The organism is Pseudoalteromonas sp. CuT4-3, assembly GCF_035666335.1.
GTDB lineage: Bacteria > Pseudomonadota > Gammaproteobacteria > Enterobacterales > Alteromonadaceae > Pseudoalteromonas > Pseudoalteromonas atlantica.
The window spans coordinates 660,120-675,134 of the sequence record NZ_CP142030.1; the positions used below are offsets into that span (position 1 = coordinate 660,120).

At 41.6% G+C, this 15,015-nt stretch carries 13 protein-coding genes and 5 tRNA genes; 16 read left to right on the plus strand and 2 right to left on the minus strand.

Annotated elements, in window-relative coordinates; all coding sequences use genetic code 11:
* Nucleotides 1-62: 62 nt before the first annotated feature.
* Both VOI46_RS02890 and VOI46_RS02895 read left to right on the plus strand, forming a co-directional pair.
* A complete protein-coding gene (locus VOI46_RS02890; protein WP_004587998.1) occupies nucleotides 63-761 on the plus strand; it encodes a methyltransferase in 699 nt (232 codons plus the stop codon).
* A 50-nt stretch (nucleotides 762-811) separates the two neighbouring features.
* Entirely contained in the window at nucleotides 812-1,258 is a 447-nt protein-coding gene (locus tag VOI46_RS02895; RefSeq protein ID WP_004587999.1) for a DUF2147 domain-containing protein, read from the plus strand.
* Nucleotides 1,259-1,260: 2 nt separating this feature from the next.
* On the opposite strand, the gene VOI46_RS02900 is transcribed toward VOI46_RS02895, so the two are convergent.
* A complete protein-coding gene (locus tag VOI46_RS02900; protein ID WP_004588000.1) occupies nucleotides 1,261-2,175 on the minus strand; it encodes a LysR substrate-binding domain-containing protein in 915 nt (304 codons plus the stop codon).
* A 192-nt stretch (nucleotides 2,176-2,367) separates the two neighbouring features.
* Here VOI46_RS02900 and VOI46_RS02905 point away from each other — a divergent pair, with 192 nt between their 5' ends.
* Nucleotides 2,368-3,315 (plus strand): DMT family transporter, encoded by a 948-nt coding sequence (locus VOI46_RS02905; protein WP_004588001.1) that lies wholly within the window; start codon nucleotides 2,368-2,370, stop codon nucleotides 3,313-3,315.
* Between the two features lie 34 nt (nucleotides 3,316-3,349).
* Here VOI46_RS02905 and fldB read toward each other — a convergent pair whose 3' ends face one another.
* On the minus strand, nucleotides 3,350-3,871 hold the full coding sequence (fldB, locus tag VOI46_RS02910; protein ID WP_004588002.1) for a flavodoxin FldB: 522 nt from the start codon (nucleotides 3,869-3,871) through the stop codon (nucleotides 3,350-3,352).
* A 106-nt stretch (nucleotides 3,872-3,977) separates the two neighbouring features.
* Here fldB and xerD point away from each other — a divergent pair, with 106 nt between their 5' ends.
* The 13 genes from xerD (at nucleotide 3,978) to VOI46_RS02975 (ending at nucleotide 15,013) form a co-directional block, all read left to right on the plus strand.
* A complete protein-coding gene (gene xerD / locus VOI46_RS02915) occupies nucleotides 3,978-4,904 on the plus strand; it encodes a site-specific tyrosine recombinase XerD (RefSeq protein ID WP_004588003.1) in 927 nt (308 codons plus the stop codon).
* 60 nt (nucleotides 4,905-4,964) lie between these two features.
* Complete coding sequence (gene dsbC / locus VOI46_RS02920; protein ID WP_004588004.1) at nucleotides 4,965-5,693, plus strand: bifunctional protein-disulfide isomerase/oxidoreductase DsbC; 729 nt, start codon at nucleotides 4,965-4,967, stop codon at nucleotides 5,691-5,693.
* Nucleotides 5,694-5,987: 294 nt separating this feature from the next.
* Complete coding sequence (gene recJ / locus VOI46_RS02925; RefSeq protein WP_004588005.1) at nucleotides 5,988-7,709, plus strand: single-stranded-DNA-specific exonuclease RecJ; 1,722 nt, start codon at nucleotides 5,988-5,990, stop codon at nucleotides 7,707-7,709.
* Between the two features lie 144 nt (nucleotides 7,710-7,853).
* A protein-coding gene (prfB, locus tag VOI46_RS02930; protein ID WP_138725013.1) for a peptide chain release factor 2 occupies nucleotides 7,854-8,952 on the plus strand; the annotation gives its coding sequence in 2 pieces (ribosomal slippage) (nucleotides 7,854-7,928 and nucleotides 7,930-8,952; 1,098 coding nt in all).
* Nucleotides 8,953-8,978: 26 nt separating this feature from the next.
* Nucleotides 8,979-10,514 (plus strand): lysine--tRNA ligase, encoded by a 1,536-nt coding sequence (lysS, locus tag VOI46_RS02935; protein ID WP_004588007.1) that lies wholly within the window; start codon nucleotides 8,979-8,981, stop codon nucleotides 10,512-10,514.
* A 396-nt stretch (nucleotides 10,515-10,910) separates the two neighbouring features.
* Nucleotides 10,911-11,093: a hypothetical protein gene (locus VOI46_RS02940; RefSeq protein ID WP_024031585.1), complete on the plus strand. Its 183-nt coding sequence runs from the start codon at nucleotides 10,911-10,913 to the stop codon at nucleotides 11,091-11,093.
* Between the two features lie 128 nt (nucleotides 11,094-11,221).
* A tRNA-Ser gene (locus VOI46_RS02945) sits at nucleotides 11,222-11,314 on the plus strand.
* A gap of 34 nt (nucleotides 11,315-11,348) precedes the next feature.
* A tRNA-Arg gene (locus tag VOI46_RS02950) sits at nucleotides 11,349-11,425 on the plus strand.
* Between the two features lie 149 nt (nucleotides 11,426-11,574).
* Nucleotides 11,575-11,651: transfer RNA gene (locus tag VOI46_RS02955), tRNA-Arg, on the plus strand.
* Nucleotides 11,652-11,798: 147 nt separating this feature from the next.
* Nucleotides 11,799-11,875 (plus strand) — tRNA-Arg (locus tag VOI46_RS02960).
* 138 nt (nucleotides 11,876-12,013) lie between these two features.
* Nucleotides 12,014-12,090 (plus strand) — tRNA-Arg (locus tag VOI46_RS02965).
* 564 nt (nucleotides 12,091-12,654) lie between these two features.
* Complete coding sequence (locus VOI46_RS02970) at nucleotides 12,655-13,638, plus strand: IS110 family transposase (RefSeq protein WP_096739135.1); 984 nt, start codon at nucleotides 12,655-12,657, stop codon at nucleotides 13,636-13,638.
* Nucleotides 13,639-13,834: 196 nt separating this feature from the next.
* Nucleotides 13,835-15,013: a DUF1343 domain-containing protein gene (locus tag VOI46_RS02975; RefSeq protein WP_004587499.1), complete on the plus strand. Its 1,179-nt coding sequence runs from the start codon at nucleotides 13,835-13,837 to the stop codon at nucleotides 15,011-15,013.
* Nucleotides 15,014-15,015 lie beyond the last annotated feature (2 nt).

Consider the following 15,015-nt stretch of genomic DNA (forward strand, 5'->3'; position numbering starts at 1 on the left):
AAGGGACAATTACCTGCAATTATACGCGCTATACGCCAGTTGGTGAATGAAAAGGTGAAAAAATGTCAGGGTTTACGTTTAAACAATTTAAGGTTGAGCACGATAGCTGTGCTATGAAGGTCTCAACCGATGGCATTTTACTTGGCGCATGGGCGTATTTAAAAGGTGCCAATACATTACTCGATATAGGCACAGGCACCGGTTTACTTGCGCTTATGTGTAAACAGCGCCAACCAGCACTTAGTATAACCGCTGTTGAAATTGATGAAGCTGCTTACAAGCAAGCACAGCAAAATATAGCCTCTAGCCCGTGGCCAAATATCACAGTAAAGCACACCACTATACAAGCGTTTAAACAGGCGGCGCCCTTTGATGTTGTGATATCTAACCCCCCTTATTTTAACCGCAGTTTAAAAGGGCTAAGCGATGCCCGTAACACCGCACGCCATACCGATGGTTTAAGTTTTGACGAACTAATACATGCCTATATGCGTTTAAGTCATGAGCATTCGTGCTTTAACGTAATTTTACCCACCACAGAGGCGGGCTTATTCATTGACTTGGCAACACAAAGCGGGCTTTATTTAAACGCGCATTGCCAAGTAAAAACCACACCAAGTAAAGCATTTAGCCGCAGTTTAATGCGCTTTAGCTTAGTAAACACTTTGCCTGAGCTTACCTCCCTATGCATAAAAAATGACAACAACCGCTACAGCGATGATTATATTGCGTTATGTAAAGCGTTTTACTTGAAGATGTAATGTTAAAACTACTCTTGCTATGATAATAAAAATTTTGTAGGAATTTAAAAATGAAAGGAATAAACAAGGTAGGGTTTCTAACTACACTCGCTGCGGCTTTATTTATAAGCCAAGGTGCGCTTGCAAACATGAGTCCAGTTGGGCTTTGGAAAACCATAGATGAAGACACCAACGAGGCTAAATCGTATGTACGCATTACTCAAAACGATAAGGTGCTCAGTGGTAAAGTTGAGACTATTTTAGACCCAGCTAAACAAACCGGTATTTGTAAAGAGTGTGATGGTGCATTAAAAAATCAGCCTATTTTAGGGATGACCATAATCACTGATGTAAAACCAGAAGATGATGGCGTGTGGGGCGATGGTGAAATACTTGACCCTACAAATGGTAAAACCTATACCGTGCAACTAACGCCACAAAACGACGGTAAAACATTAGAAGTACGTGGCTATATAGGCTTTTTTTACCGTAACCAATATTGGCAACGTGTGGAGTAGCACTACTCGTTTGCTGTTTTTAAAAATTCGCGTTTTAGCCACGCTCGTAATGCGCTTACCTGTGGGTGATTAAGCATGGCGTGGCTCGTTGCAAAATAAAACTGCTGATGCGGATTTACAATGCTTTGGCCAATTTGCGTGAGCATGCCGTGCTTTATATCGTCGCGTACAAACTGTTTGTGGGTGACCAAAACGCCAAGCTGGCGCATCGCGGCTTGCGTTGCTTGCACTGAAATATTAAAGGTTAAGTTATTATGCTGCTTAGGCTGCGCTAAATTATTAGCCTCGCACCACGTTTGCCAATCGTTTTGCCTACGTGGGTTGGTAACGTAGATTGCTTTAAAGCGTTGCAGCAAATTTTGCGCGGTTAACTCATCTTTATTTAAGCCAACTAAAAGCTGTGGGTTACAGACTAAAATTAACTGATCGTCGGCTAGTTTTTCACAGTGATATTTTTGCCACTTATCGGGCTGGCCATGAATAATCGCTGCATCAATCCCTTCGCGTTCTAAATCAAATTCTCCCACCAAGTTAGAAATACGAATGTCACTATTTGGCGAAATGCGCTGAAAATCAGCCACCCTAGGGATCCACCAGTGCAGTGCTAGTGAGTTAACCATATTGAGTGTTAAATAAGTTGGCTCATTCGCTGTGTTACTAGCCTCTTGACTGGCTGCTAAAATTTCAGCCATGGCCGGGGCTATGCGTTTGTAATAGCGCTCACCCACAGGATTGAGCTCAACGCGGCGACCAATGCGATTAAAAAGCGGTGTATTAAGTTGTAACTCTAACGCTTTAATAGACTGACTTACCGCCGAGTGACTAATACTTAGCTGCTCAGCCGCGTGCACCATGCTGCCAGTTTCGGCAACAGCTATAAACGTATAGAGAGATTTTAACGGCGCTGATTTGATCATAGAGTACTTATTAACAGTTAAGTTTTACTTACAGGTTAGTTTAATATTATTCGCTTTTAAATTTATAAAGTACACGTAAAATTAGCGCCATAAAAGCCAATGCCAATTTTTTGAAAAATAATAAATAGATTAAAAAAATTAAGCCTTTAATTTTGCTTTTTACATTCATTTTTTATTCAAAGGATAACTGCGGTGACGTTAAATTCTCGTGCTAGTGTGTTTATGCTGCTCTCTACATTTACCTTGGCGTTAAATAGCTTTATAGCCAAGTTACTTACCAATTACTTTAGCACCAGCGAAGTGGTTTTTTTACGGGTGTTTTTACCCGCGATTATTATGCTGGCTTTGGCGGCAGGTATTAAATGGCAACTGCCTAATAAATCAGCATGGCGAACCTTTGCTATTCGCGCAATTTTTATAGTGCTGTGCCAAAACTGCTTTTTAGTGGCGCTAAATACTTTAACGCTGGTGGAAGCGGTTATTTTATTTAGCACTGGGCCGTTATTTATACCGCTAATAGAACGGGTGCTTTTTAAAACTAAATTAAATTGGTTATTGCTACCTACAATGGCGCTGATGTTTGCGGGTGTGATTATTCAAAATATTCATAGCGATGGCATACAATGGCGCTGGAGCTTATTAATTGGTTTAGGGGCTGGTATTTTTAATGCCTGCTCGCAAATCACCTTGTTTAGAGCCAGTAAAATTAACCTTCCGATGATGGTTATTAACGGTTGGAGTTTTACACTGGCTGCCATTTTTATGGTGCCAGTATTAATGTTTACCAGCGAAGGTGAGCGCTTTTACCAAGGTTTTGCAATCGATATAAGCAATTACAGTTTATTACTGATGGTGGCGTTAATTGGGTTTACGACTGCTGCAACGCAATTTTTTAGAGGAAAGGCGTACCGATTAGCCAGTTCTAACTCGCAGCTAGCGCCGCTTATTTATTCTAACTTATTATTTGCGTTGTTATTTCAGCTAATTTTTTACGATACAACATTAAGTCTATCGCAAGTAATAGGCTCAGCGCTTATTGTACTGGCATGTATTATTAATACCTTTGCGCCTAATTGGCTATTGCAAAGGCAAGCAAAAATACGTGAAAAAAAGTGCGCTAAAAAACTTAGTTATTTGTAATGTATTGGCCTAAACATGGTTTAGGCCAAACTCGTTATAGCGTTTCGCTATACTCTGTCATTATTTGTTCAACCCAGCTGGCTATGCGCTCATCGCTTAGCTCGTATTGGCTGTCTTCATCAAGCGCTAGGCCAACAAAGTGTTTGCCATCGGGGGTAAGTGCTTTTGACGCTTCAAACTCGTAGTTTTCATCGTTTGGCCAAAAACCAAGTTGCGTAAACGACTGGGTATTTATTTCATCGTGAAGCATACCAAGGGCGTCTTGAAACCATTGTCCGTAACCTTGTTGGTCGCCCATGCCAAATAAAGCAATGGTTTTACCATTTAGGTTTACATCTTTAATGTCGTCCCACTTAGACTCCCAGTCTTCTTGTATTTCTCCAAAATCCCATGTTGAAATACCAAAGATGATAAAGTCGTACTGCTCTGCATTTTTAAGTGGTTCGTCTTTAATATTGTGTAAGGTCACTACATCGGCGCCAATAAGGTCGCGAATTTTTTCTGCTGCCATCTCTGTGTAGCATGTAGTAGAGCCAAAAAATAAACCAATCTGCATCGTATTTATCACTGTGTAATTGCCTGTTATGATAGGGCGCAGTTTACCGTAAGGTATTTTTAATTGATACCTTCTACCGTGGGTATTACCAACATGAGATCACAACGTGACAACGCTACCTGACGATTTACCTGAACCAAATACCGAGCTAAACAGCAACAGCGACTTTTTAGAAACCTTTTTAGATAGCTTGTACTTAGAGCAAGGTGTAAGCGAAAACACCCTTAGCGCGTATCGCAGTGACCTAGATAAGTTTTGTCAGTTTTTAAAAGGCGAAAGCTTAATGACGGTAACCAGCTTAGATATAGAAAGCTATCTAGCGTATCGCGTAGATTTAGGGTTAAAACCACGTAGCACGGCACGCAGCATAAGTGCGTTAAAGCGGTTTTATCAGTATTTTGTACGTGAAAAACGTATCGCAAGCTCACCGCTTGAAAACATTGCGCAACCAAAAGCGGGCCAATCGTTACCTAAAACGCTCTCAGAAGCCGAAGTAGAGGCATTATTAAGCGCACCCAATATTGAAGATCCAATGGGGCTGCGCGATAAAGCCATGCTAGAGCTACTTTATGCAACTGGTTTACGTGTAACTGAGTTGGTGGGGCTGCGTATGGAGCAAATTAACTTGCGCCAGTCGGTTGTGTTTGTAAAAGGTAAAGGCAACAAAGAGCGCTTAGTACCCTTAGGCGAAGAAGCCATGTACTGGCTTGAGCAGTTTTTAAAAGGGGGGCGTGCGCAAATGATAAAACACGCCACCGATTTTGTGTTTCCTTCAAAACGCGGTGTAGGTATGACCCGACAAACCTTTTGGCATCGTATTAAACACTATGCTATTTTGGCGTCTATTGAGTCAGATTTATCGCCGCATACATTGCGTCACGCCTTTGCAACACATTTACTTAATCATGGTGCCGACTTAAGAGTGGTGCAGATGATGTTAGGGCACAGCGACTTATCGACTACACAAATTTATACCCATGTTGCCAATGAGCGATTAAAATCGGTACACTCAGAGCATCATCCGCGCGCGTAATATGAAATTTAATATCAGCTTAGCGGTCAATTTAGTACGTATTATTAGATAGAGAAAATTATGAAAAAATTAATGTTAGCAGGTGCAATGTTGTGCACAAGTATTAGTGCATTTGCAAATGGCGTAGCCACAACGCCAGATGCTAATGATCCTATTGTTACTAAATTTGCCACGTTAGGTGTAACAGTTAAGCAAATAAACCCAAGCCCCGTTGCCGGTTTAAAAGAGCTTATTACAAATAAAGGTGTACTTTACGCCAGCCCAGACGGCCAGTTTTTAATGCAAGGCACGCTAATTGATTTAAACAACCGCAGCAACTTAACCGAGCAAGCGTTAAATGGTGTCCGTGTTGAAGGTATTAAAGAATACCAAGATTCAATGATTGTTTATAAAGCGCCTAACGAAAAACACCAAATTACGGTATTTACCGATATTAGTTGTGGCTATTGTCGTAAATTACACCGCGAACTAGACGACTTGCTTGATGCAGGCATTACTGTTCGTTATTTAGCGTTTCCGCGTGGTGGACTGCAAGGTTCGGGCTACGCCGATTTAATGAACGTATGGTGTGCACGCGACCAACAAGAAGCACTAACAGAAGCTAAATCAGGCGAAGACACTAAAGTAGTTGCCGGTTGTAGCGCACCAGTAGCTGAGCATTACCAGCTAGGCCAAAGTTTTGGTATTAGCGGTACGCCAGCCATTATTTTAGAAGACGGTACAATGATCCCTGGCTACCAGCCAGCCGCCGCATTAAGTGCAGCGCTTGAGGCGAACAAAGCAGGTTAATTAAAAATCTGAGTACCTGTTTAATACCAATCCGCGATAATACTTAATCATTTTGCGGGGCTAAACATGCTGCTACAGGCGTTAAAAAATGCTTATTTACGACTGCATGGATGCAGAAGATAGAGCAATGCAGGAGCAATTGCCGAGAACAACTAAATAGCGAATTTTTTGCCTAGCTATCAACACGTTTTTTCAGCCTCAAAATAGATCACTTAATTAAGTGAATTGGTTTAAAAAGGCCTTTATGGCCTTTTTTTGTCTTTTTATTATGAACACCATAAGTTAAAAACCAGCATGAAAAAACTGATCATTGCGCGCGAAAATGTAGACGATTCTTACCTGCCAAGCGATCTGCACCCTGTTATTAAGCAAATTTATGCTACGCGTAACGTGCAAAATGCACACGAGCTAAATAATAGTGCAGCCACGCTAATCGATTTTAAACTGTTTAAAGACATCGACAAAGCCACCGAGCTATTAATTGATGCGCTGAATGCGCAAAGCCGCATTTTAATTGTTGGCGACTTCGATGCCGATGGCGCAACCAGTACAGCCACCTTAATGCAAGGCTTGGCAATGTTTGGCTTTAATAACTTAGACTACCTTGTACCGGATAGATTTAGCTTAGGTTATGGTTTAAGCCCAGCGCTTGCTGAGCAAATTGTTGATATAAAACCAGAGCTGGTCATTACGGTAGATAACGGTATTTCATGTATTGCAGGCATAGACATACTAAAAAAAGTGGGCATTAAAGTACTGGTTACTGATCACCACTTGCAAGGGGAGCAGCTCCCTAATGCCGATGCAATTGTTAACCCAAATCGCCATGATTGCCGTTTTCCTTCAAAATCAATTGCGGGTGTCGGCGTTGCCTTTTACTTGCTTATAGCTCTTAGAAGCACGTTACGAAAGCAAGGTTATTTTGAACGCCATGCTATGCCAAATTTAGCCGACTTGCTTGATATAGTTGCCCTAGGCACCGTGGCCGATGTAGTCGCGCTTGATGCAAATAACCGCACTTTAGTACATCAAGGGTTAGCGCGTATTCGCAGCGGTAAAACACGCCCAGGTATTACTGCGCTTATTGAAGTGGCTAATCGTAATGCTGCGCGTTTAAGCGCCAGTGACTTTGGTTTTTCGTTGGCCCCGCGTTTAAACGCAGCAGGGCGACTAGATGACATGAGTTTGGGCATAGCGTGCTTATTAAGTACCGATATAAACCAAGCAAGGCGTATTGCCAGCGAGTTAGATAGCTTAAACCATGCACGGCGCGAAATAGAGCAGGGCATGCAAGCCGAGGCGCAAGCAGTGCTTGATAGGCTCGCGTTTAGTAACGACAACATTCCCGATGCCATTTGTTTATACCAAGAAGATTGGCACCAAGGTGTTATTGGTATTTTGGCGGGTCGCTTAAAAGAAAAATACCACCGTCCAACCGTTATTTTTGCCGGTGGCGAAAACGGTGAAATAAAAGGCTCGTGCCGCTCTATTGAAGGGCTGCACATGCGCGATTTACTCGAAGGGCTAAATACCGCCGACCCGCACTTAATTAATAAATTTGGCGGCCATGCCATGGCGGCAGGGCTAAGTATTGATGAGCAAAATTTTAATGACTTTAAAAACGCGTTTGATGCAGCTGTAAGCGCGCAGTTAAGCGAAGAAAGTAAACGCTGCATTGTATTTACCGACGGCGAGCTGCCAAACGAGTGCTTTACAATGGACTTTGCTCAGCTATTAAAGCAATCAGGCCCATGGGGGCAGCAATTTCCTGAGCCGGTATTTGAGCACACCTTTGAGGTTATTCAGCAGCGTATAGTGGGCGAAAAACACTTAAAACTGGTGCTTAAACATCAATCTGGGCGCTTAGTTGACGCCATTGCATTTGGAATAGATGTAAAAGCATGGCCCGACACCGAGGCCCGTTATGTCAAAGTGGCTTATCAGCTCGACATAAACGAATTTAGAGGCAAGTTTAGCCTGCAATTAATTGTTCGCGAGCTTGAAAAAGTGCATTAAAAAATATGCACAATGCATGCATAAAAGGCTAATAAAGCGCGCGGTTTTTTGTTAAAATCGGGCGTTTTTATCATTTGACGATAATTTATTGCGTTTAGTGTTAATTTTAGCGCGCAATAATCTAGCCATTTTGGAGTAATGTACATGTTTGAAGTGAATCCTGTGATTAATCAAATCAAGGAAATTCGCGAACGTACTGAACTGCTTCGGGGGTACCTTTGACTACGCTCATAAACAAGAGCGCCTAGAAGAAGTAAACGCCGAACTTGAAGATTCAGCCGTATGGAATGAACCTGAGCGCGCACAAGCACTGGGCCGTGAAAAATCAGCTTTAGAAGCCGTTGTTGAAACAATCGACAACTTAGTAGCAGGTGCTGACGACGTAGAAGGTTTATTAGAGCTTGCAGTAGAAGCAGAAGACGAAGACACGTTTGTTGAAGCGAAAACTGAACTTGAAGGCTTAAATAAACAGCTTGAGGGTTTAGAGTTTCGCCGTATGTTTTCGGGCTCTCACGATGCAAACGATGCTTACCTTGATTTACAGTCTGGGTCTGGCGGTACTGAAGCACAAGACTGGTGTAACATGTTATTACGCATGTATTTACGCTGGGGCGAAGCGAAAGGCTTTAAAGTTGAGCTAGTAGAAGCAACCGATGGCGATGTAGCCGGTATTAAAGGTGCAACAGTGCGCTTTGTAGGCGAATACGCATATGGTTGGCTGCGCACAGAAACAGGTGTACACCGCTTAGTACGTAAAAGCCCATTTGATTCAAGTGGTCGTCGTCATACCTCGTTTGCCTCTGCGTTTGTTTACCCAGAAGTAGATGACAATATTGAAATTGATATTAATCCGGCTGACTTACGTATAGACGTTTACCGTGCATCAGGCGCGGGTGGTCAGCACGTTAATACCACCGAATCGGCAGTACGTATTACTCACGTACCTACTAACACGGTTGTTCAGTGTCAAAACGAGCGCTCACAACACAAAAATAAAGCCCAAGCAATGAAGCAGTTAAAAGCAAAATTATTTGAGCTTGAACTTCAGCAGCAAAATGCTGAAAAGCAATCGCAAGAAGACGCAAAGTCGGATATTGGCTGGGGAAGTCAAATTCGTTCTTACGTACTTGATGATGCACGTATTAAAGATTTACGAACTGGCGTTGAAAACCGTAATACGCAATCGGTACTTGACGGCAACCTAGACAAATTTATTGAAGCCAGCCTAAAATCTGGCCTATAACCACCAAGCTAAAAAAGAGCTAAAAAATGACTGATCAAATCCAAGACGAAAATAAGTTAATCGCTGAGCGTCGCGGCAAATTAGACGCTATTCGCGAAAATTGCCCAGCCAACGGTCATCCTAATCAGTTCCGTCGTGAACATTACACGGCTGATTTACAGGCTGAGTTTGGTGATAAGAGTAAAGAAGAATTAGTAGAGCTTAAGCACGTTGTATCAATTGCTGGCCGTATTTTAGCTAAGCGTGGTCCTTTTATGGCCATTCAAGACATGAAAGGCCGTGTACAAGCTTACGCATCTAAAGATGTGCAAAAAGACTTAAAAGCAAAATATGGCCAACTAGATATTGGCGATATTATTGGTGTTAAAGGTGCGCTTAATAAATCAGGTAAAGGCGATTTATACGTAGAAATGACCGAGTACGAACTACTTACTAAGTCACTACGCCCATTACCAGAGAAGTTTCATGGTTTATCAGATCAAGAAACCAAGTACCGTCAACGTTATGTTGATTTAATTACTAACGAAGCAACGCGCGAAACATTCCGCATTCGCTCACAAGTAGTTGAAGGTATTCGTCGCTTTTTAGCAGAGCGCGACTTTATGGAAGTAGAAACGCCAATGCTACAGGTTATTCCTGGCGGTGCGTCTGCGCGTCCATTTGTGACTCACCATAACGCACTTGATATAGACATGTACTTACGTATAGCACCTGAGCTTTACCTTAAGCGTTTAGTAGTAGGTGGTTTTGACCGCGTATTTGAAATTAACCGTAACTTCCGTAACGAAGGGTTATCAACGCGCCACAACCCAGAATTCACTATGATTGAATTTTACCAAGCCTACGCTGATTACATCGATCTGATGAACATTACCGAAGACATGCTACGTACAGTTGCAACTAACGTTTTAGGTAGCCCAATTGTAGTTAATACCACTAAAGATGAAAACGGCGAAGTTATCGACTCAGTAGAGTACGACTTTGGCCAACCGTTTGAGCGCCTAAGCATGGCTGATGCTATCTTAAAATATAACCCTGAGTTTGATGCTGCGGTATTTAATGACCCAGAAAACCACTTTGAAGAACTAAAAGCGTACGCTAAACAAGTGCACGTTAAAATTCCTGAAAATTGTGTATGGGGCCCTGGTAAGTTTTTATGTGAAATATTTGAAGAGACGGCTGAGCACATGCTTATCCAACCTACATTTATTACAGGCTACCCGTGGGAAGTATCGCCACTTGCGCGCCGTAACGACGAAAACCCATTTGTTACCGACCGCTTTGAGTTTTTTGTTGGCGGACGTGAGCTTGCAAATGGCTTCTCGGAGCTTAACGATGCACAAGATCAAGCAGAGCGCTTTACTCGCCAAGTTGAAGAAAAAGACGCCGGCGATGATGAAGCAATGCATTACGATGAAGACTACATACGCGCACTAGAGTACGGCTTACCGCCTACTGCCGGTGAAGGTATTGGTATTGACCGCTTAGTAATGTTATTTACTGATTCACCAACCATTAAAGATGTTATTTTGTTCCCGCATATGCGCCCACAAGCTGACTAAGCTTTAACAAAATAAATGCGATAAACGCCGCTAAATTTTAGCGGCGTTTTTGTGTGAGTATAAAAATAAGCGCCAATGCAGAAAAAGTTGGAGAGTAAATTGCTTTATAAAAACAGACGAAAGAGAGGATAAGATTGTTCGCTTTTTAATTAATTAGTACTAAACTAAATTTTAAAGCTAGTTATTAGTACTTATTAATAGTTAATTCAGATTGGGTTATTTAATGTAGCCTTGTTTTAAATAACCTTAATAACGGTGCTATAACGTAATTTTATGACTGTTTTTTAAACATTATGTTGTATTTATGTAAAAAACTTAGCTAAAATACGCCAAAATTTTGAGCTGGGTTAAAATAGCACTCTAAATATGAATTCTCAAATGGACTTAGAATATAATATGAAAGACAACCGAGTTGAAGAATCGCCAGAAACTGACACCACAGAGCAAAAGCGACAAGCTTATTACCGAGCCTGTATTGCTGAATTTCAGCAATTAGGTTACCAAGAGCAATATTTAGCGCAGCTCAAAGATGATTTAGTGCCTTTAATGGGCGTTAATCCACAAGACAAAAATATTTAAATCGTTTACTTTTCAAACCAATTATACAATTAAAGCTGACTTATGTGCGTTCTGTAACCAGATAGTCATTTTTGGCATAAAAGTGTTTGACATATTTTCTGAAATCTTTATTATACGCCCCACAAGACGGAGAGGTGTCCGAGTGGCCGAAGGAGCTCCCCTGCTAAGGGAGTATAGAGTTTGTAGCTCTATCGAGGGTTCGAATCCCTCCTTCTCCACCATTTCTTTTAATGGCAGTCTTGTAAAGTAAAGATTGGGCGCATAGCTCAGCTGGATAGAGTACCTGGCTACGAACCAGGCGGTCGGAGGTTCGAATCCTCCTGCGCCCACCACTCTTTACACACTCTGCTTAGAGTATAAATAAGTTAAAGTGTTTGGTTTAAAACCAAATCGGTCGGAGGTTCATTCTTACAAGATACGTCCTGCTTCCAGCACTTTTTACACACTCTGCTTAGAGTATAAATAAGCAAACAGTAAAAGTGGGCGCATAGCTCAGCTGGATAGAGTACCTGGCTACGAACCAGGCGGTCGGAGGTTCGAATCCTCCTGCGCCCACCACTTTTACAACACTCTGCTTAGAGTATAAACAAGTAGAAAGTGTTGGCTAAAGCCAAGCAGTCGGAGGTTCACTCTTAAAAGTTACGTCCTACGCCCACCACTTTTACACACTCTAACTTAGAGTATAAACAAGTAACTAATGAAAGTGGGCGCATAGCTCAGCTGGATAGAGTACCTGGCTACGAACCAGGCGGTCGGAGGTTCGAATCCTCCTGCGCCCACCACTTTCATAAATAAGCCGACAAAAGTCGGTTTTTTTGTGTCTGAAATAACATATAAGTTAAGCGCATATTTTACGATGTATACTTATATTTATTGTTTCAGAAACTCCGCTTAGAGTATAAATAAGAAAAAATGAAAGTGGGCGCATAGCTCAGCTGGATAGAGTACCTGGCTACGAACCAGGCGGTCGGAGGTTCGAATCCTCCTGCGCCCACCACTTTCATAGACTCTGCTTAGAGTATAAATAAGTAAAGTGTTGGCTTAAAGCCAAGCGGTCGGAGGTTCACTCTTAGAAGATACGTCCTGCGCCCACCACTTTCATACATATGCCGACATTAAGTCGGTTTTTTTGTGTCTGAAATTTGAGAAAGCTTTCAGCTATCAGGTATTAGTAAAATCCAATTTTACATAGTGCCAAATCTTCTATTCAGTCACTTCTCTAAAAGCGCAGCGCCTCTTAACCTCTTTGTGAATAATTTGTTTTAAGAAACATTACAAAGAGAAGTGAAAGAGGAATAAATGAGAAGCTCAAAACCAACATTAGTATTTAACCCATTTACAAGCTATGCTCGTCGCGCTAGCAAGCTTAGCGCCTTGTATCTCTCGTTGATAAATGATTAGCTATCATTTATCACATCGAAGTCAGTGAGCTTGCCTTTGCGCCTAGTATTTAATACTGCTCCGTAGATAAAGCCCTGACTTTCTATTCTCACAAACTGAATGGTATCCAAGCACACTTTTATTTAAGTAGATGCTGTATGTACAAGGGGAGTAAGTAGAGATGATGTTTATCGGCATTGATATTAGTAAAGAGAAAATTGATTTATCGTGGTTGAGAGACCAGCTTACAAACAAGATTAAAACAAAAGTCTTTAAAAACAAGCATCAAGACTTTGAGAAAATAGAAAAGTGGCTTTTAAATACAACTAAAAGCGTTGCTAGTGAGCTCGTTATCACCCTCGAACCAACGGGTGTTTATCATGAAGCACTGATGTATTTTTTACATGAGCAAGGCTTTAATATTATTTTAGCGAATACAGGCAAAGCGAAAAAGTATGCTGACGCGTTAAACATAATTCATAAAACAGACAAATCTGATGCAACGATGCTTGCCCACTACGGCTGTGCAAAGCACGCAGTCGTTGATTATTGGCAACCTGAAGCGTTAGAAGTTAGAGAGCTTAAAGCCCTTATCCGTCGTTTAGATGCGCTTGAGAGTAACCGGCAACGAGAAGCTAACCGATTAGAAGCAAGTGAATTCAGCAACGTTTCAGCACGTGTTCGCCAATCGATAAAAGTGACTATCGCATTTTTAGATGACGAAATTAAACAGCTTAAATCTGACATTGATGATCACATAGATAATGAGCCTGGTTTAAAAAGAAACAGGAAACTACTAGAGTCTATACCTGGCATTGGGCATGTATTATCGAGAGAGCTGACATATTTGTTTGCGGCTAAAAAGTTTAATAAAGCCAAAGAAGCAGCAGCTTATTGTGGATTAATCCCACGGCACAATGAATCGGGTAAATTAAAAGGGCGAACAACAATCAGTAAACTTGGGCCAGCCAGAATTCGCTGTAAACTCTACATGGCAGCCATTGTCGCTGGGCAATGGAATAAAAGAATAAAACGACACAAGTTAACATTAATAAATAACGGTAAAACACCGATGCAAGCTGTATGTGCGAATATGAGAAAGCTCATTCATATATGTTTTGGTGTAATAAAAAACCAAGAAGAGTTTAAGCTCCAAGAAAGTTAAGTACGACCTTGAAGCTTAAAATGAGAGATGGTATCTACGGGAAAACTTTAAACCCTGAGTTTAATTGTCGTGGACGTAGAGCGTGATCACGTTAGAAGCGCAGCTTCTAGTTACTTATGTACAGCTCAAAACCATTCACTGCTCTTTAACTTAAGCTGTGGTATTTTAAACACCTTGTTTAAAAGGAACTTGCTGTATGTTTAAAGCTGTATTCATCACCTTTGTTTTACTATTTATTATCACTATTTTTAATGTGGGCGCGCACGCTCACACAGCTCAAATAACGCCAATTGTTGGCGCTGCTCAATACAAACATTATTTGCCGCAGCTACAAAATAAGCGTGTTGGGCTTGTGGTAAATCAAACATCGCTTGTTGAAAATACTCATTTAGTAGATGCCTTACTCACTAAAAATATAACCATAACCAAAATTTTTGCACCTGAGCATGGCTTTAGAGGCGATCACGACGCTGGAGCCCATGTTAAAAATGCGGTTGATAGTAAAACCGGTATCCCGCTTATTTCTATTTATGGCAAAAACAAAAAACCAAGCGCTGAGGCTTTGAGCGAAGTAGATGTTATTATTTTTGATATTCAAGATGTAGGCGTGCGCTTTTATACCTACATAAGCTCTATGCATTACATGATGGAGGCCGCAGCCGAGCAGGGCATAGAATTTATTGTGCTTGATAGGCCAAACCCCAATATTGCCTACGTTGATGGGCCAATACTTGAGCGCCAATTTAAATCGTTTGTAGGCATGCACCCAATACCCGTGCTGCACGGCATGACGGTAGGCGAGCTTGCAAAAATGATCAAAGGCGAAAGCTGGATCAATAAAGCGGCTGATTTAAAGCTTACTGTGATCCCAGTTGATCATTACACGCGCTCAACATCCTACAATTTACCTGTAAAACCCAGCCCTAATTTACCGAACGATCAATCAATTGCGCTGTATCCGTCGCTTTGCTTTTTTGAGTCAACCCCTGTAAGTATTGGCAGAGGCACCGACTTTGCGTTTCAAGTAATTGGCTACTCGCCCGTTGCGCTTGGGGATTTTAGTTTTACACCGCGCTCTATTAAAGGGGCGGCAGCAAACCCTAAATTTAAAAATACTCCTGTAAAAGGGCTCGATCTACGCACAGCAAACACGCGTGGGCTTGATTTAAGTTATTTAATTACGGCTTATAATAAATTATCTAAAAACAATATTACCTTTTTTGAACGCGCTGATTTTATGGATAAATTGGCTGGTACCAACAAACTACGGTTAGCTATTGAAGCAGGGCAATCAGAGCGGCAAATAAAACAAAGTTGGCAGCAAGGGCTTGCAGCATTTAAAAAGCAACGAGCGCCGTATTTGCTGTACAAGTAAGG

Coding starts and splice junctions, on each gene's coding strand:
- VOI46_RS02890 (WP_004587998.1), top strand. CDS start 63: ATGTCAGGGTTTACGTTTAAACAATTTAAGGTTGAGCACGATAGCTGT.
- VOI46_RS02895 (WP_004587999.1), top strand. CDS start 812: ATGAAAGGAATAAACAAGGTAGGGTTTCTAACTACACTCGCTGCGGCT.
- VOI46_RS02900 (WP_004588000.1), bottom strand. CDS start 2,175: ATGATCAAATCAGCGCCGTTAAAATCTCTCTATACGTTTATAGCTGTT.
- fldB (WP_004588002.1), bottom strand. CDS start 3,871: ATGCAGATTGGTTTATTTTTTGGCTCTACTACATGCTACACAGAGATG.
- dsbC (WP_004588004.1), top strand. CDS start 4,965: ATGAAAAAATTAATGTTAGCAGGTGCAATGTTGTGCACAAGTATTAGT.
- recJ (WP_004588005.1), top strand. CDS start 5,988: ATGAAAAAACTGATCATTGCGCGCGAAAATGTAGACGATTCTTACCTG.
- lysS (WP_004588007.1), top strand. CDS start 8,979: ATGACTGATCAAATCCAAGACGAAAATAAGTTAATCGCTGAGCGTCGC.
- VOI46_RS02940 (WP_024031585.1), top strand. CDS start 10,911: ATGAAAGACAACCGAGTTGAAGAATCGCCAGAAACTGACACCACAGAG.
- VOI46_RS02970 (WP_096739135.1), top strand. CDS start 12,655: ATGATGTTTATCGGCATTGATATTAGTAAAGAGAAAATTGATTTATCG.
- VOI46_RS02975 (WP_004587499.1), top strand. CDS start 13,835: ATGTTTAAAGCTGTATTCATCACCTTTGTTTTACTATTTATTATCACT.